At 69.4% G+C, this 17,000-nt stretch carries 12 protein-coding genes and 2 pseudogenes; 3 read left to right on the top strand and 11 right to left on the bottom strand.

Annotated features, from left to right (window positions below; genetic code table 11):
* Positions 1-4: 4 nt before the first annotated feature.
* Genes CR470_RS02525 through CR470_RS02515 form a run of 3 tightly spaced genes read right to left on the bottom strand, consistent with a single transcriptional unit; the run spans position 5 to position 4,627 of the window.
* Positions 5-826, bottom strand: coding sequence for an HAD family hydrolase (locus CR470_RS02525; protein WP_097865938.1), 822 nt, complete (start codon positions 824-826; stop codon positions 5-7).
* On the bottom strand, positions 823-3,399 hold the full coding sequence (locus tag CR470_RS02520; protein WP_179892108.1) for a phosphoribosyltransferase: 2,577 nt from the start codon (positions 3,397-3,399) through the stop codon (positions 823-825). The genes CR470_RS02525 and CR470_RS02520 overlap by 4 nt, the downstream gene beginning before the upstream one ends.
* Before the next feature lie 10 nt (positions 3,400-3,409).
* The gene (locus CR470_RS02515) at positions 3,410-4,627 is read right to left on the bottom strand and encodes an HpcH/HpaI aldolase/citrate lyase family protein (RefSeq protein ID WP_097865937.1); all 1,218 of its coding nucleotides are present in this window, start codon (positions 4,625-4,627) and stop codon (positions 3,410-3,412) included.
* A 221-nt stretch (positions 4,628-4,848) separates the two neighbouring features.
* On the opposite strand from CR470_RS02515, the pseudogene CR470_RS02510 reads away from it, so the two are divergent.
* Positions 4,849-5,856, top strand: a pseudogene (locus tag CR470_RS02510) (TerD family protein).
* Positions 5,857-5,943: 87 nt separating this feature from the next.
* Here CR470_RS02510 and CR470_RS02505 read toward each other — a convergent pair.
* From CR470_RS02505 to CR470_RS02480, 6 genes are all read right to left on the bottom strand, one after another.
* The gene (locus tag CR470_RS02505; protein WP_097865936.1) at positions 5,944-6,678 is read right to left on the bottom strand and encodes a TerD family protein; all 735 of its coding nucleotides are present in this window, start codon (positions 6,676-6,678) and stop codon (positions 5,944-5,946) included.
* A 129-nt stretch (positions 6,679-6,807) separates the two neighbouring features.
* Entirely contained in the window at positions 6,808-7,959 is a 1,152-nt protein-coding gene (locus CR470_RS02500; RefSeq protein ID WP_097865935.1) for a DUF475 domain-containing protein, read from the bottom strand.
* Positions 7,960-8,095: 136 nt separating this feature from the next.
* Positions 8,096-8,671, bottom strand: a complete 576-nt coding sequence (locus CR470_RS02495; protein ID WP_097865934.1) for a TerD family protein — start codon at positions 8,669-8,671, stop codon at positions 8,096-8,098.
* Positions 8,672-8,798: 127 nt separating this feature from the next.
* A complete protein-coding gene (locus tag CR470_RS02490) occupies positions 8,799-9,374 on the bottom strand; it encodes a TerD family protein (protein ID WP_097865933.1) in 576 nt (191 codons plus the stop codon).
* A 138-nt stretch (positions 9,375-9,512) separates the two neighbouring features.
* On the bottom strand, positions 9,513-9,971 hold the full coding sequence (locus tag CR470_RS02485; protein ID WP_003969401.1) for a peroxiredoxin: 459 nt from the start codon (positions 9,969-9,971) through the stop codon (positions 9,513-9,515).
* Between the two features lie 190 nt (positions 9,972-10,161).
* Positions 10,162-10,599 (bottom strand): DUF3052 domain-containing protein, encoded by a 438-nt coding sequence (locus tag CR470_RS02480; protein WP_030585952.1) that lies wholly within the window; start codon positions 10,597-10,599, stop codon positions 10,162-10,164.
* A gap of 504 nt (positions 10,600-11,103) precedes the next feature.
* On the opposite strand from CR470_RS02480, the gene aceE reads away from it, so the two are divergent.
* Positions 11,104-13,836, top strand: a complete 2,733-nt coding sequence (gene aceE, locus CR470_RS02475; protein ID WP_097865932.1) for a pyruvate dehydrogenase (acetyl-transferring), homodimeric type — start codon at positions 11,104-11,106, stop codon at positions 13,834-13,836.
* A gap of 73 nt (positions 13,837-13,909) precedes the next feature.
* On the opposite strand, the gene CR470_RS02470 is transcribed toward aceE, so the two are convergent.
* Both CR470_RS02470 and CR470_RS02465 read right to left on the bottom strand, forming a co-directional pair.
* Positions 13,910-14,314 carry a peptidase inhibitor family I36 protein gene (locus tag CR470_RS02470; RefSeq protein WP_097865931.1) on the bottom strand — a complete coding sequence of 135 codons (405 nt, stop codon included), beginning with the start codon at positions 14,312-14,314 and terminating at the stop codon, positions 13,910-13,912.
* 173 nt (positions 14,315-14,487) lie between these two features.
* A pseudogene (locus CR470_RS02465) lies at positions 14,488-16,120 on the bottom strand (MFS transporter); the annotation flags it as partial.
* A 127-nt stretch (positions 16,121-16,247) separates the two neighbouring features.
* On the opposite strand from CR470_RS02465, the gene CR470_RS02460 reads away from it, so the two are divergent.
* Entirely contained in the window at positions 16,248-16,901 is a 654-nt protein-coding gene (locus tag CR470_RS02460) for a TetR family transcriptional regulator (protein ID WP_097865929.1), read from the top strand.
* Positions 16,902-17,000: the final 99 nt, after the last annotated feature.

Raw genomic sequence — 17,000 nt, 5'->3', positions numbered from 1 at the left:
GCCCTCACGCGGACGAGGCCGCCAGGAACCGGCGCAGGATCTCCTCCCCCGCCGCTCCTCCCCGCTCCTCCAGGGCCACCACGTGCGGGGCTCGCCAGCCCTCGTCGGCCAGTTCGCCGTGGCCGGGGCGCCAGCCGAGATCGGCGGCGAGCAGCAGGTCCGCGTCGAGGAGGGAGTCCCCGGCGGCGAGCGTGCGCGTGGCGCCGGTGCGGCGGGCGACCTCGTGCATCGCGGCGCTCTTGGTGAGCGGCGCCGGGACCACGTAGATCTTGCGGCCCTGGAGGGAGACCGTCCAGCCGCGCGGCCCGGCCCAGGCGGCCAGTTCCTTCACCCATTCCCCGGGCAGCAGGGAACGCTCGACGACGAGGTAGGCGAAGAGGTTCTCGGCGACCCGTTCCTTGAGCAGCCAGGCCGGGTCGGTGGTGGTGGCGAGGTGGGCGCGGATCTCGGTGAGCGGGGCGCACTCCTCCGCTATCCGGCCCTCCACCCGCTTCTGCCAGTCGTGGTCGGAGACACCGTCGACGAGGATGTGCCCGCCGTTGGCGCAGATCGCGTACCGGGCGGCGGGTCCGGGGAGGTGGACGCGCCCGTACTGCTCGCGGGTGCGCGTGGTCGTCGGGACGAAGACGGTGGTGGTCGCCACCTCTGTGAGGAGGGCGGCGGCCGTCTCGGTCATGTACGAGAGGGGCTTGTGGCCGTACACCTCCACGCACAGGAGCCGGGGGGCCTCCGCGTCCGGCATCGACAGGTCGAGCGAGGCCGCCGAGTAGATCAGTGTGCGGTCGAGGTCGCTCGCCACCAGGGTGGCCGGTGAAGTCACGCTCATGCGCCCTGCACCGCCTTGCCGTCCGCGCCCGTCGCGCCGCGCGTGAACCGGGGGTGGATCAGACCGACACAGCTGTACGGGAGGTCGTCGACCTCCTCGACCGGGACGCCGCGCTGTTCGGCCAGCAGCCGGATGTGTCCCAGGTCCGCGCCCGCGCCGCGCCGGGCGAGGATCTTCCAGGGGACCCGGCGGAGCAGGACCCGGGTGGTCTCGCCGACGCCCGGCTTGACCAGGTTGACGTCGTGGATGCCGTACTCCTCACTGATCCGCTCGACGGCTGCCCAGCCCTCCCAGGTCGGGGCGCGGTCGGCGGCGAGGAGTTCCTTGGCTTCTGCCTCGACCTGGCCCGCGACCTCGTCGAAGCGGGCGGCGATCGTGTCGAGGAAGAGTCCCGAGACGTCGGAGTCGGCCAGCTCCCGGTAGAACTTTCCGCCGTGGAAGTCGTCGGGGCCGACCAGGTCGGCGCGGAGCACCGTACGGGAAATGAGGCCGGATACCGTGGAGTTGAGGCAGGCCGAGGGGATGAGGAAGTCCTCGCGGGTGCCGTACGTCCGCACGCAGCCGCCCGGGTCGGCCAGCACCGAGATCTCCGGGTCGAAGCCGGCGGGTCCTCCCGAGGCCTCGAACTCGGCTATGGCCGAGGCCAGTTCGCGGGTGATCGCACCCTTCCCCGTCCAGCCGTCGACGAACACCACGTCGGCCGGGTCGTGATGGGCGACCAGCCAGCGCAGGGCGGTGGCGTCGATGCCGCGGCCCCGGACGATGGAGATGGCGTAGTGCGGCAGGTCCAGGCCGTGCCGGTGCTGGGCCCAGCGGCGCATCAGCACGCCGACCGGGGTTCCGGCGCGGGCGAGCGAGACGAGCACGGGGCGGGGGCCGCGTTCGGCGAGGACGGTCTCGGTGACGGTGCCGACCGCGCGGGCGATGCGCGCGGCGGAGGTTTCCAGGGCCGCGGTGAACAGGGCCTGGTACTCGGCGCTCGGCTGGTACTCGACGGGCAGCGACTCCGCGTAGTGCGCGCCGCCGCTCTGGATCGCCTCCTCGCGCTCTTCGGTGGGCGCTTCCAGCTCGGTGTCCGAGAGGTCCTGGAGCAGCCAGCCGACGTCCTGTGGCGCGTAACTGGAGAAGTCGGGGCCTCGGAGGGGCTCGGGCAGCACGGCGGGCTCCTGCCGTTCGGGGGCGGGTGTGGGGGTGCCGGGTACGCCGGTGGGAGCGGCCGCGGCCGGGACGTACGAGGGGAGGACGGCGAGGAGGACGTGGCCGGTGTGCTCGGCGAGCCGGGCCAGCAGCCCGTCGGGGGCGTGCAGTTCGGGGGTGTCGGCGGTGGAGTCGACGACGGCGACCACCGCGTCGAAGCCGGCGCCCGCCACGTTGTACGCGTACCGGTCGCCGGGGCCGTCCGCCGGGTCGTCGTGGGCCGGGAAGACGAGGCGGGTGCGTATGGCGTAGCCGGGGTCGTCGACGGCCAGGACGGGCGAGCGGGTGGTGGTGGAGTAGCGGATCTCGGCGTCGGCTGCCAGCACGGCTTCGAGGGCGGTGCCGAGGCGCAGCGGGGCGTACATCAGCTCCTCGAAGCCGAGGACGAGGATCCTCCGGCGCCGGTCCTGGTCCTGTACCGCCGCGTCGGCGCCCAGCTCGGCCGCGATCCGGTCGGCCATCGCCGGGAGCGCCGCTTCGAGGGACACCCGGTGGGCCGGGGTGAAGCCGTGCCGGCCTCCGTCGGGTACGCCTGCCGGCCAGTCGAGGTCGACGCGGGTGACGGGGGCGGGGGCAGCGCCTCGGCCGGCCTTCGCCAGGTACTCCACCCGGTCCGCCTGCTCCGCCTCCTGCGCCGCGACCAGGGCCTGGCCGCGTTCCAGTACGCCGTCCGGCAGGGCGACCGTTCCGGTGCTGCGTGTCACCAGGTCGACGCGGGCGCCGATCTCGGCGGCGAAGGCGGTCAGCCGGTCGCGGTCGCCGGCCGAGCGCATGTCGACCAGGGCGACGATGACGTACCGCTCGCGCGGGTGCAGGGCGTGCAGCGCGCGGATGGTGTTCAGGACCGTGTTGCCGGTGGAGAACTCGTCGTCGACCAGCACCAGCACGGAGGCGTCGGCCCCGGTACCGCCGCTCGCCAGCAGGTCGCGGTCCTCGGGCAGCAGCAGGTGCGAGGTGGCGTGCGAGTGGGCCTCCTCGAATCCGCCCGCCTGCTCGACGCCCGCCACCGGTCGGCGGGTGGAGTGCAGGTACGGGGCGTCCCGCAGTCCGTCCGCGACGGCGTGGCCGAGGCCGGTGGCCGTCTCCGCGTACCCGAGGACCACCGCGCGGCGGGCCTCCTCGGCGCCGAGGAGCGCCCGTACCCTTTCACCCAGCTCGAACCCGGCCCCGTGGACGACGGAGGGCCGCTGGGGCACATGCTTGCCCAGCACGTTGGACACCAGCAGATGCGCCCGCTTGGGGTTGCGGCGCAGGGCCAGGCCCAGCAGTTCCTGGAGTTCTCCGTCGCCTTCGAGAGCGACTCCCAGTCGCTTCGCCACCCAGCTGCCCGACCACACCACGTCCACGGTCTCTTCTCTCGTCGCGCGCTCGCTCATCGACGCGCGCTCAGTTCGTCAGGCCGGCGGCCAGCAGGTCCACGAAGCCCACGTCTTCCTTCGCCACCCCGAAGACCTCGGCCCGCTGGAGCGTGCGCTCGGCCCAGGCCCGGTGGGGCTTCACTTCGTTCATCTTGTTCGTGTACGCCGAGCGCAGCACCCCGCCGCCCCCACGCTCCGGACTCAGGATGTCCTGGGCGTCGGTGAACTCCTCGTGGCTGACCACGGACAGTGCGTGGACGGGCGCCACGTGCGACGGGTGGATGCAGGTCTTGCCCAGCAGCCCGTTGGCGCGGTCGAGCTCGATCTCCCGGAGCAGTCCGTCGAGGTCGTGCTGGATGAGGGCCGTACGCAGTTCCTCGGCCCGGCCCTCCAGGAAGGGGCTGCGGCGCAGCAGGGGCTTGAACATGCGCTCCTGGCGGCGGAAATACTCCCAGACCGGGCCGGTGATCGTGAAGCCGGTGCCGTCGGCCCGGCCGAGCACGTTGACCACGTCGGCGATCACGGAGGCGACGATATGGACGTCGTACGCCGTCATGTCGGGCGCGCGGCGCAGTCCGTAGGCCGAGCAGAAGTCGGTGACGCCGAGCCGCAGGGCGAGCACCCGGTCCCGGTATTTGTCGATGCTGCGGGCGATGCCCTGGAGGATTTCGCCGCGCGTCTCCAGATGGAGCAGCTCGGGGGATTCGAGGACCGGCATGGCGAAGAGGCGCCGTCCGCACTCCGTCTCGGCCTCGGCGAGCGCCTCCAGGAACTGCCGACCACGCTCTTCGGTGAATTTGGGAAGTACGAAACCGGACAACATCCGTACCGAGCCGCCGAGGCGCCGGACCAGGTCGGTGATCTGAGCCGGTTCACGCACGCGGATGAAGAGCAGCGGTACATCGACGCCCGCCGCGGCCGTGGCGTCGTCCGGGTTCCGCCCGGCGGTCCCGGATGCCGCGCCCCGGTCGGCCAGCTCGGCGAACTGCCTGATCAGATTGGCTTCGGCCTCGGTGACCTCGGCGTCGTCGATGGAGTCCTCCAGGCACAGCACCATGGAGACGACGCCGCGCGCGGCCTGCTTGAGCACGTCGTCGGCGAGCGACGGGCGGGTTGCCGGGGAGTAGAGCGTGGCTCCCAGGGCGACGGAGAGCATCCGTGCCGGGGAGTCCGCGGTGAAGGTACAGGGCTCCCTGAAGAACAGCCCCTCGCGGGCAGTGGGCGATATGTGCCCGAAGTGACGCATGATTTTCCCCCGAACTGCCTGACCGGCCGAACAACGTATGGCCGGTAATAGTACGTACGGACGGGTGTCAACAGTTCCCCATGTATATGAATTTCCGGTTGCCCACCCCTTGTCCGACCCCCTCTCGCGGTAGCCTCACGCCCTGCCCGCGCCGCCGCGCGGCACGATCGTGCCGCCCCCCGCGTTGTCCGTCCGGGCCCCCAGCAGGCAGGATGACGGTCATGACGCACACGATGCTGAAGGGCTCGAACGTCCCCGTCGATGCCGCGGCCGTCCGGGCCGTGCTGCGCTGGACCCCGGGTGCCGGGGTTCCCGACGTGGACGCCTCCGCCCTGCTCCTCGGTGCGTCCGGCCGTGTGCGGTCCGACGAGGACTTCGTCTTCTACAACCAGCCCCGGCACCCCTCCGGCCTGGTCCGGCGGCTGCCGAAGCGCAGTGTCCCGGAAGGGCTGACGGACACGGTCGAGGCGGACCTCGGGGCACTCGACGCGTCGGTGGACCAGGTGGTCATCGCGGCCTCCTCCGACGGGGCCGCCTTCGAGCAGGTCCTGGACCTGCGGATACTCCTGTTCGACGCCGCGTTCGCCGAGGGCGAGCCGCTGGCGGTGTTCGATGTCCGGCCGGAGACCGGGGAAGAGACGGCGATCATCTGCGGCGAGCTCTACCGCCGCGGCGAGGGGTGGAAGTTCCGCGCGGTCGGCCAGGGATATCCCACCGGCCTGATCGGCCTGGCCACCGCCTTCGGCATCTCGGTGGACGAGTCGGAGGCGGCGAACGGGGCGCAGGCGGTGAACGGGCCGCAGGAGCCGGCCGCTCCGGTGGGCGGGGGGCCACTCCCGGCCGCCGTGCCCCCGCCGCCGGCCGTGCCGCCCGGGCCGGGGCCGGACTCCCAGGCCACGGTCCAGCACCAGCAGCCCTCCTACGGCCTGTCTCTTATACACATCNGATGTGTATAAGAGACAGCCGTGCCCCCGCCGCCGGCCGTGCCGCCCGGGCCGGGGCCGGACTCCCAGGCCACGGTCCAGCACCAGCAGCCCTCCTACGGCTATCCGCCGCCGGTCGCGCACCCCGCTGCGGCCGCCGCGGCCCATCAGCCGGCGTACGGCTATCCGCAGCCCGCCGCAGAGCCGCCCGCGTACGGCTATCCGCAGCCCGCTGCCGCCGCCGCGTACGCGCCCGACCCACATTTCGTGCTGCCTCCACAAGGTCCGCAGTTCGTCCGGTCCTGAGCCGCCCGGCCCTGAGCCGCCCCGCCCTGACTCCCGCGTTCGTCCTGATTCCCGTGTTCGCCCTCGGGTCCTCACGGCTGCCCGGACTCAGGTCCGGGACTTGTAGCCGCGCCCCCACTGCATGCCGTAGCCGTACAGCCGGTCCAGCTCCGACTGGAAGCCGTACACGAACTTCACCTCGCGGCGCACGATCAGCTCGTCCTTGATGTTCTCCACGGTGAACACCGCGCAGGAGCGGGCCTGGGGTGCGCGCTCGTCCAGCTCGATCTCGATGCGCGGGCCGTTGCCCGGGTAGAGCGTGACCTTGGCGTGCGTACGGTCGAACGCGGGGGTCCGGTCGTAGATGTAGACGAAGAACAGCAGCCGCTTGATCTGGTCGCGCTGGTCGAGGTTGACGTAGACCGTCTCCCCCGAGGGCGCGCCGAACCGGTCGTCGCCGCTGAGCCGGACGTAGGGCGGGCCGTTGAGGTCGCCTATCAGGCCGCCCAGCGGCTGCACGACGCCCTTGGTGCCGTCCATCAGCTCGTACATGCAGCCGAGGTCCAGGTCGACGTTGACGACGCCCTGGGTGTGCGCCTGGACCACCTCGGGCTGGAAGAGCTTGAGGGGGCGCCGCAGCATGCCGCTCTGGCGCGACCGGCCCTCGATGTCCGAGGTCCGCATCCGCCAGGACAGGTTGACCCGGAGGTTGCCCGACAGGGCGCCCTGCTTGGTGAGCGAGATCGTGGCGTTCCGTTTGGACAGCACGATCGCGCTCGACGTCGAGTTGCCCGAGTCGAACTGCGCCGCGCGCCCCTGCCACAGGCCGTCGAAGAACCCCATACCAACCCCCACCTGTTCGCGCGCCCCGGACATCACCGCGGGGCGGCCACCGGGCCGGGTCCGGGAGTTCCCGGAGAGCCGTCGCCGTGTGGGCCGCCCCGCAGAGAGCGTTCCTCAATCCCTACCGGGTCACACCCCGGAGGACACCTCGGCCTTGCTTCCCGAGCCACCGCCCTCGCCGGCTTCCGCGGCGAGCGCGCGGTTGCGCTTGACCGAGGACCAGAAGGAGAGGGCGATCAGGATCACGCCGACCGAGCCGGTGATGAGCTCGTTGATCTCGTGCTGGATGGTGATCAGCAGGATGATGGAGAGCGCGCCGATCGCGTAGTGCGCCCCGTGCTCCAGGTAGACGTAGTCGTCGAGCGTGCCCTCGCGCACCAGGTAGACGGTGAGCGAACGGACGTACATGGCGCCGATGCCGAGGCCGAGGGCCATCAGCACGATCTCGTTGGTGATGGCGAAGGCGCCGATGACGCCGTCGAAGGAGAACGAGGCGTCCAGGACTTCCAGGTAGAGGAAGAGGAAGAACGCGGCCTTCCCGGCGAGGGCGACCCCGGTGACGGGCTTGCCCTTCTTCTTGGCCTCTTCCTCGGCCTCGTGCTCACGCTCTTCCTCCTCTTCGAGCTTGCCCTCGAAGAATCCGGAGAGCCCGCCGACGATCAGGTAGGTGATCAGACCGGCGATGCCGGAGAGCATGACCGTCGCCGACTTGTCCACGTGCCCGCCACCGTGCTGGTGGGCCTGGGTCGCGAAGGTCATGGCGGTGATCATCAGGATGATCAGCGCGACGCAGACCGACAGCATGTCGACCTTGCCGAGCTTGGCGAGCGGACGCTCGATCCAGCGCAGCCAGTGGATGTCCCGGTCCTCGTCGAAGATGAAGTCGAGGAAGATCATCAGCAGGAACATGCCACCGAAGGCGGCGATCGACGGATGGGCGTCCGTCACCAGTTCCTTGTACCTGTCCGGGTCGTTGAAGGACAGGTCGACGGCCTCGATCGGTCCGAGCTTGGCGCTCACGGCCACGATCACGACGGGGAACACCAGTCGCATACCGAAGACGGCGATGAGGATGCCGATGGTGAGGAAGATCTTCTGCCAGAAGGCATTCATCTTCTTCAGGATTCCGGCGTTGATCACCGCGTTGTCGAAGGACAGCGAAATCTCCAGGACGGACAGGATCGCGACGATGCCGAATGCCTGCCACCCCCCGTAGAGAATCGCTGCGACCAGGCCGAGCGCGGTGACCGCGAACGACCAGCCGAAGGTTTTCAGTACCACTGGCTACCTCATCGTGTTGGTAAAGGGTCTCCCCCGGTGCGTCGGGGCTCCCCCGCGCCTGGGGTCTTTCGTCTGGATCAGGTCGGGCTCACGGAGGCCGAGCCGGTCCGAACGAAAGACCCGAGCGCGGCGCTATCTATGAAACGTTGACGCCGAAGTCTAGAGCGATGCCGCGCAGGCCAGACGCGTACCCCTGACCGACTGCACGGAATTTCCACTCGCCCTGGTACCGGTAGAGCTCGCCGAAGATCATCGCCGTCTCCGTCGAGGCGTCCTCACTCAGGTCGTAGCGGGCCAGTTCCTGGCCGTCGGCCTGGTTGACCACACGGATGAAGGCGTTGGTGACCTGGCCGAACGCCTGGCCCCGGTTGTCCGCGTCATGGATCGAGACCGGGAAGACGATCTTGTCACAGTGGGCGGGAACCTGGTCGAGACGGACGATGACGGACTCGTCGTCGCCATCGCCCTCCCCCGTGGTGTTGTCACCGGTGTGCTCGACGGAGCCGTCGGGGCTCGTGAGGTTGTTGTAGAAGACGAACCACTCGTCGCCGAGCACGCGGCCCGACTGGCACAGCAGGGCGCTGGCGTCGAGGTCGAAATCGGCTCCCGTGGTGGAGCGTGCGTCCCAGCCGAGCCCGACCAGCACCTGGGTGAGGTTGGGTGCGACCTTGGAGAGGGAGACATTGCCTCCCTTGGCGAGCGTGACGCCCATGTGTGTCCTCCCCGAGTCGTGTAAAACGCTGCCGGGCGCTTTCGGCGCCCGGGGTCGGGCGTCGAAAGCGCCCGGTCAGGGGGTGTCCGGCGCATCGGGCCGGACGCCCCCTGGGGCCCAGGAGACGTCAGACGTTGACGCCGAAGTCCTGGGCGATGCCGCGCAGGCCGGAGGCGTACCCCTGGCCGATGGCGCGGAACTTCCACTCCGCGCCGTTGCGGTAGAGCTCGCCGAAGACCATCGCGGTCTCCGTCGAGGCGTCCTCGCTCAGGTCGTAGCGGGCGAGCTCGGTGTTGTCGGCCTGGTTGACCACGCGGATGTACGCGTTGCGGACCTGGCCGAAGCTCTGCTGGCGGCTCTCGGCCTCGTAGATCGAGACCGGGAAGACGATCTTGTCGACGTCGGCCGGAACACCGGCCAGGTTCACCTTGATGACCTCGTCGTCGCCCTCGCCCTCACCGGTGGTGTTGTCACCGGTGTGCTCGACGGAGCCGTCGGGGCTCTTCAGGTTGTTGAAGAAGACGAAATTGCCGTCGGCGGCGACCTTGCCCTCGGCGTTCGCCAGCAGCGCGCTGGCGTCGAGGTCGAAGTCACCACCGGTGGTGGTGCGGGCATCCCAGCCCAGACCGACGATGACCGCGGTCAGGTTGGGCGCGGCCTTGGTCAGCGAGACGTTGCCGCCCTTGCTGAGGCTGACTCCCACGAGTCCTCCAGTAGTTTTCTCAGGGGCCGGCAGACGCCGGCGTCCCCGTCGTTCATTGGCATCGGATCAACGAGTGGATCCTAGTGACCGGTTCCCGGCCAAAACAGGCTTTTGACCGGGCGTCGCCAGGAGATCGTCTCAGAGCGCTTCGAGCGCCTTGACGTAGTCGTTCAGGTCGCGGGCGTCCGGGAGCCCGTTCACGACGCTCCAGCGGACGACGCCCGCCTTGTCGATGACGAAGGTGCCGCGCACCGCGCAGCCCTTGTCCTCGTCGAAGACGCCGTACGCCCGCGAGGTCTCCCCGTGCGGCCAGAAGTCGGACAGCAGCGGGTACTCCAGGCCCTCCTGCTCGGCGAAGACGCGCAGGGTGTGGATGGAGTCGTTCGAGACGGCGAGGAGCTGGGTGCCCTCGTTCTCGAAGCGGGGCAGCTCGTCGCGGAGCGCGCACAGCTCGCCGGTGCAGACGCCGGTGAAGGCGAACGGGTAGAAGACCAGCACCACGTTCTTCTCGCCGCGGAACTCCGACAGCCGCACGGTCCGGCCGTGGTTGTCCTTGAGCTGGAAGTCCGGGGCCTGGCTGCCGACCTCGATCGTCATGGAACACGCATCCTTATCGCCGCTTCTCCGCATCCCGGGCCGGGTCCGTCCGGGTGACACCCACCCTACGCAGGGGCCCCGGGCCGGTGCCGGAGGGGCCGTGGACGTACGAAGGCCCCCACGGGCGCGGTGTGCGCCCACGGGGGCCCTGGGCCTGATGACAGAGACCCGAAGTGGTGCGAAACGTGGTTCAGCGCTTGGCCTTGGCCCCCTTGGGGGTGACCAGACGGCTGCCCGTCCAGTCCTTGCCCGCGCTGATGCTCTTGGTCTGGGCGAGACCGGCTGTCTGGGCAGCCTCATTGATGTCGCTCGGTTCGACGTATCCGTCACGGCCGGTCTTCGGCGTCATCAGCCAGACCGTACCGCCGTCCTCGATCAGACCAATGGCATCCACCAGCGCGTCCGTAAGGTCGCCGTCCTCGTCGCGGAACCAGAGCAGGACGACGTCTGCGACGTCGTCGTACTCCTCGTCGACGAGTTCCTGGCCGGTAGTGGCCTCAATGCCCTCACGGAGCTCCAGCTCGACGTCTTCGTCGTAGCCGATCTCCTGGACCACTTGTCCGGGCTCGAACCCCAGGCGTGCTGCCGGGTTGGTTCGCTCCTCCGCGTGGTCCGCGGTCGCGCTCACGGGTTGCCTCCTGATCATGTCTTCGGAAAATGCTGCAGCCACGCGCGTGCGCGGGGCGTTGGCCGTAGTCCACACGGGCTCGGCGAATCGCGCAAGTACCCAGCGTGCGAGACCGCCTATACGGTGACGTTCCCTGCCACCTCACCGCAAGTTCAGGCATGTCTCTCCGGCGGCTTCCCGGGGGCTCCCCGAGTCACTCCGTCCGTTTACGTCCTTCCTCAGCTTATGCGGTTTCGATCCACCAATCGGAGTCGAACAGCCTTTGGGAACACTTGGACGCCTTGGGCGTAAGGTTGCGGTTTGCCCGTACCCAGCCGCGTGCTGCCCACACTCGTGCCCCGCGGACGCGTTTTCGGAACCTCGGGGTTACCCCACGGTAGAGATGACGTTCGGACCCTCGCGGTAGCACGATGGAGGCGGCACACACAGAGTTGACAGCGTTGGCCGGGGGTACGTCCCCCGCGACAGGCCCCGTAGATCACCACCGAACAGCGAAGGAACAGTGTGGCTTCCGGATCCGATCGCAACCCGATCATCATTGGCGGCCTTCCGAGCCAGGTCCCGGATTTCGATCCTGAAGAGACCCGGGAATGGCTCGACTCCCTCGACGCCGCCGTCGACGAGCGCGGCCGTGAGCGGGCCCGCTACCTGATGCTTCGGCTCATCGAGCGCGCGCGAGAAAAGCGCGTCGCCGTGCCGGAGATGCGCAGCACGGACTACGTGAACACGATCGCCACGAAGGACGAGCCGTTCTTCCCCGGCGACGAGGAGATCGAACGCAAGGTCCTCAACGCGACCCGCTGGAACGCCGCGGTGATGGTCTCGCGGGCCCAGCGCCCCGGGATCGGCGTCGGCGGCCACATCGCCACGTTCGCGTCCTCCGCCTCGCTGTACGACGTGGGCTTCAACCACTTCTTCCGGGGCAAGGACCAGGGCGACGGCGGCGACCAGATCTTCTTCCAGGGACACGCGTCCCCGGGGATCTACGCCCGCGCCTTCCTGCTGGACCGGCTGAGCGAGGCGCAGCTCGACGGCTTCCGCCAGGAGAAGTCGAAGGCTCCGAACGGGCTGTCCAGCTATCCGCACCCGCGGCTGATGCCGGACTTCTGGGAGTTCCCGACCGTCTCGATGGGCCTCGGTCCTCTCGGCGCGATCTATCAGGCGCGGATGAACCGCTACATGGAGGCGCGCGGCATCGCCGACACCTCCCAGTCGCACGTCTGGGCCTATCTGGGCGACGGCGAGATGGACGAGCCGGAGTCCCTGGGCCAGCTGTCCATCGCCGCCCGTGAGGGCCTGGACAACCTGACCTTCGTGGTCAACTGCAACCTCCAGCGGCTCGACGGCCCGGTGCGCGGCAATGGCAAGATCATCCAGGAGCTGGAGTCGCAGTTCCGGGGCGCCGGCTGGAACGTCATCAAGCTGGTCTGGGACCGTTCCTGGGACCCGCTGCTGGCGCAGGACCGCACCGGCATCCTGGTCAACAGGCTGAACACCACGCCGGACGGTCAGTTCCAGACGTACGCCACCGAGACCGGCGAGTACATCCGCGAGCACTTCTTCGGCGACGACCCGCGGCTGCGGGACATGGTCAAGGACATGACCGACCAGCAGATCCTGCACCTGGGCCGCGGTGGTCACGACCACCGCAAGGTCTACGCGGCCTACGCGGCGGCCAAGGCGCACAAGGGCCAGCCGACGGTCATCCTGGCGCAGACGGTCAAGGGCTGGACACTGGGGCCGAACTTCGAGGGCCGCAACGCGACGCACCAGATGAAGAAGCTCACGGTCGAGGACCTCAAGCGCTTCCGGGACCGGCTGCACATCCCGATCACGGACAAGCAACTGGACGAGGGCTACCCGCCCTACTACCACCCGGGCCGCGACTCGGAGGAGATCCAGTACATGCACGACCGCCGCCAGGGTCTGGGCGGTTACGTCCCGACCCGGGTGGTGCGTGCGAAGCCGCTTCCGCAGCCGGATGAAAAGACGTACGCGGCTGCGAAGAAGGGGTCGGGTGCCCAGTCGATCGCCACCACCATGGCGTTCGTCCGCGTCCTGAAGGACCTCATGCGGGACAAGGAGATCGGTAAGCGCTTCGTGCTGATCGCCCCCGACGAGTACCGCACCTTCGGCATGGACGCGTTCTTCCCGAGTGCGAAGATCTACAATCCGCTCGGCCAGCAGTACGAGGCGGTCGACCGCGATCTGCTGCTCGCGTACAAGGAGTCCCCGACGGGTCAGATGCTGCACGACGGCATCTCCGAGGCGGGCTGCACGGCCTCGCTGATCGCGGCCGGCTCGGCGTACGCCACGCACGGCGAGCCGCTGATCCCGGTGTACGTCTTCTACTCGATGTTCGGGTTCCAGCGCACCGGCGACCAGTTCTGGCAGATGGCCGACCAGCTCGCGCGCGGCTTCGTGCTCGGCGCGACCGCCGGCCGTACGACGCTGACCGGTGAGGGCCTCCAGCACGCGGACGGCCACTCTCAGCTGCTCGCCTCGACGAACCCGGGCTGTGTCGCGTACGACCCCGCCTACGGGTTCGAGATCGCGCACATCATGAAGGACGGGCTGCGCCGGATGTACGGCGAGGCGAACGAGGACGTCTTCTACTACCTCACCGTCTACAACGAGCCGATCCAGCACCCGGCCGAGCCGAGGGACGTGGACGTCGAGGGCATCCTCAAGGGCATCCACCGCTTCAGCACGGGCGAGAAGGGCGAGATCCCGGCCCAGATCATGGCGTCCGGTGTGGCGGTCCCCTGGGCCCTGGAGGCGCAGAAGATCCTCGCGGACGAGTGGGACGTCAAGGCCGACGTCTGGTCGGCGACCTCCTGGAACGAGCTGCGCCGCGAGGCGGTGGACGTGGAGCGCTACAACCTCCTGCACCCGGAGGAGGAGCAGCGCGTCCCGTATGTGACCAGGAAGCTCGAAGCGGCCCAGGGCCCGTTCGTGGCGGTCTCGGACTGGATGCGCTCGGTTCCGGACCAGATCGCGCGCTGGGTGCCGGGCGCCTACCAGTCGCTGGGCGCGGACGGCTTCGGCTTCGCGGACACCCGGGGTGCGGCCCGCCGGTTCTTCCACATCGACGCGCAGTCGATCGTGCTGGCGGTGCTCACCGAGCTGGCCAAGGAGGGCAAGATCGACCGGTCGGCCCTGAAGACGGCTGTGGACCGCTACCAGCTCCTGGACGTGGCCGCGGCCGATCCGGGCGCGGCGGGCGGCGACGCGTAGGCAGCGGCGCGGCAGTGAAGGTCCTCAGGGGCGGTGGCGCGGGAGCGTCGCCGCCCCTGAGGCGTGCCGGGGTTCAGTTCTCCCAGATCTTGAAGGCCCGTACCTGGTACGGGGACCTGGGCGTCCAGGTGCCGCCGCCGGGGTACGTCTCGAACTCCCCCGTCTCCGCGCACTCGGCGGACTGGTAGGTGGTGACGGGCCGTCCGGTGCGGTTGGCGAGGGACTGGGCGTCGCCGCCCTTCGGCAACGGGGTGCAGCTCTCGATGTCCACGCCGGAGAGCTCGTAGGTGTGGCGGGCCCCGGTGAAGTCGGGCTTCTTCCAGAGGCAGAGCCTGCCCGCTTCGCAGGACCCGAGGCCGACGGCCGGGGACCGCTCGGGAGCCGCTGCCGCCCGGTCGTGGGCCAGTGCCTGGGGAACGAGTGCGGTGACGGCCAGGGCGGCCGCGAGAACGGTCGTACGGGTAACAGTCGTACGCATGATGGATCAACCCCCGTGGTTGGTCGGTGTTGGTCGGTGTTCGCTTCCGCCGCTCACTCTGTGTCACCGGACCTGGTGTGCGGAAGGGTGGCCGGGGGGTGCCACCCTGATAGGCGAGAGCCCCGCCGAAAGGATTCGGCGGGGCTCTGACCTGCGCTGTGTTGACGACCTGCGCCGCTTCCGGCGTCAGATGTGGCCGACTCCGGCGCCCGCCTCGGCGTTCTCGCCGCGCTTGGTGAGGGTGGCGACGAAGGCGGCGACCACGGCGACGATGCCCGCGACCGTGAAGGCCAGGCCCATGCCGGACATGAACGTGTCGTGGATGACCCCGCCGATGGTGTCGATGACGTCCGGCGTCATGTTGGGAGCCTTGGCGAGCGCCTCGGCCGGGACCATGCCGAACTCGGCGGCCTCCTCCAGCTTCGGGTCGGGTGCGCCGGGCAGGCCCGCGCCCGCCCAGTTGTCCGCGAACTCGGAGCTGACCTTGGAGGACATGACCGCTCCGAGGACGGCGGTGCCGAGCGCGCCGCCGACCTGCATGGCGGCCTGCTGGAGGCCGCCGGCCACGCCGGACAGCTCCATGGGCGCGTTGCCGACGATGACCTCGGTGGCGCCGACCATGACCGGGGCGAGTCCGCAGCCGAGCAGGGCGAACCAGAGGGACATCGCGAAGGTGCCGGTGGAGTCGCTGAGCGTGGTCATGCCGAACATCGCGGTGGCCGTGCAGACCATGCCGCCGACCAGCGGGACGCGGGGGCCGAACTTGGTGATCAGCAGGCCGGCGACCGGCGAGGAGACGATCATCATGGCGGTCAGCGGCAGCAGGTGCAGACCGCTGTCGACCGGGCTGAGGCCGTGGACGCCCTGGAGGAAGAACGTCACGAAGAAGAGGCCGCCCATGAAGGCGAAGGCCATCAGCATCATGAGGACGACACCGGCCGTCAACGGGACGGAACGGAACATCCCCAGCGGAACGAGCGGTTCCTTGACCTTGGTCTCCCAGAGGCCGAAGGCGACGAAGAGCAGGATCGCGAGGCCGAGCCACGCCCAGGTGCGGCCGTCGCCCCAGCCCCAGGACTCACCGGCCTTGATGATGCCCCAGATGAGGGAGAACATCGCGCCGGAGAGCAGCACGATGCCCAGGACGTCGAAGGAGCGCGGTGCGTTGGCGGCGCGGTGGTCCTTGAGGATCACCAGACCGAAGACGAGCGCGACGACGCCGACCGGCACGTTGATGAAGAAGACCGACTGCCAGCTGACGTGCTCGACGAGCAGACCGCCGACGATCGGACCGCCCGCGGTGGACGCGCCGATGACCATGCCCCAGATGCCGATCGCCATGTTCAGCTTCTCGGCGGGGAAGGTGGCGCGCAGCAGGCCGAGTGCGGCCGGCATCAACAGGGCGCCGAAGAGGCCCTGAAGCACACGGAAGAGGATGACCAGCGAGATCTCGCTGGAGAGACCGATCGCACCGGAGGCGACGGCGAAGCCCGCGATGCCGATGAGGAAGGTCTGACGGTGGCCGAAGCGGTCGCCGAGCTTGCCCGCGGTGATCAGGGCGACGGCGAGGGCGAGCAGATAGCCGTTGGTGATCCACTGGACGTCGGCGAGCGAGGCGTCGAGGTCCTTCTGGATCGCGGGGTTCGCGATGGCGACGATGGTGCCGTCGAGGGCGACCATCATCACGCCGATGGCGACGGCGAAGAGGGTCAGCCAGGGGTGGCCGCGAAGCCCCTTGACCGGGGCGGGTACTGCGTTGTCTTCCGGCTCCCGCGGCGCCTTCTCGACGGTGGTCTGACTAGTCATACGGCGAGACTAGTGACAGCCGCTGACAGTTGACAAACCAATTCACAAGACAGTAACTGTCACGTAGCTCACACGTAGCGCACAGGTATGCTGAGCTGGACAAACACGGGAAAAGAGGAACCGGTACGTGACCGACGGGCAGACAGTCGAGCCCCGAGCCGGACTGCGTGAACGCAAGAAGCAGCGCACCCGGGACGCCCTGGTACGCGCCTCCCTCGAACTGTTCACCACCCAGGGGTACGAACGCACCACGGTCGACGAGATCGTCGACGCCGTGGAGGTCTCCCAGCGCACCTTCTTCCGCTACTTCGCGAGCAAGGAGGACGCCACCTTCGCCGTGCAGGAGATGGTCGAGTCCCGCTTCATCGAGGAGCTGCGCCGCCGCCCCGCGGACGAAGCCCCCTTCGAGGCCATGCGCCGGGCGGTGCTGTGCGCGTGGAACAGCATCGGCGAGGCGATCGAGGAGGTCGTCACCGTCGATCTCCATATGCGGACCTACCAGATGATCGAGTCGACCCCCACCCTGCTCGCCGCCCATATGCGGCGCGGGGTCGCCCTGGAGAACCAGATCGCTCTGCTGATCGCGGAGCGCGAGGGGCTCGACGTGGAGCGGGACCCCCGGCCGCGGGTGGCCGTCGCCGCGTTCTCCGCGGTGATGCGGGTGACCGGCCAGCTGTGGGGCCGGGGGCTCGATCCGAGTGTGGAGGCGCTGCGCGACCTGACCGAGGAGTATCTCGACCAGCTCGTCCCGGCCCTCGCCCGGGACTGGCGTCGGGGGTAGCGCGACCCCGGGTCAGCGGTGACCCCGCGTGAGAAATCCGTGATGAATCCTTAGCGGACAGGTGATGTACCTCACCCGAATCACGGGGGTCGGCCCGCG

Source organism: Streptomyces sp. rh34 (assembly GCF_002551245.1).
In the GTDB taxonomy this organism is placed as follows: domain Bacteria; phylum Actinomycetota; class Actinomycetes; order Streptomycetales; family Streptomycetaceae; genus Streptomyces.
Note: the sequence above shows the minus strand (reverse complement) of the source record. Positions and strands in the feature narration are given on the sequence as shown.

Coding starts and splice junctions, on each gene's coding strand:
- CR470_RS02470 (WP_097865931.1), bottom strand. CDS start 14,314: ATGCGTACGACTGTTACCCGTACGACCGTTCTCGCGGCCGCCCTGGCC.
- CR470_RS02495 (WP_097865934.1), bottom strand. CDS start 8,671: ATGGGCGTCACGCTCGCCAAGGGAGGCAATGTCTCCCTCTCCAAGGTC.
- CR470_RS02485 (WP_003969401.1), bottom strand. CDS start 9,971: ATGACGATCGAGGTCGGCAGCCAGGCCCCGGACTTCCAGCTCAAGGAC.
- CR470_RS02520 (WP_179892108.1), bottom strand. CDS start 3,399: ATGAGCGAGCGCGCGACGAGAGAAGAGACCGTGGACGTGGTGTGGTCG.
- CR470_RS02505 (WP_097865936.1), bottom strand. CDS start 6,678: ATGGGGTTCTTCGACGGCCTGTGGCAGGGGCGCGCGGCGCAGTTCGAC.
- CR470_RS02515 (WP_097865937.1), bottom strand. CDS start 4,627: ATGCGTCACTTCGGGCACATATCGCCCACTGCCCGCGAGGGGCTGTTC.
- CR470_RS02525 (WP_097865938.1), bottom strand. CDS start 826: ATGAGCGTGACTTCACCGGCCACCCTGGTGGCGAGCGACCTCGACCGC.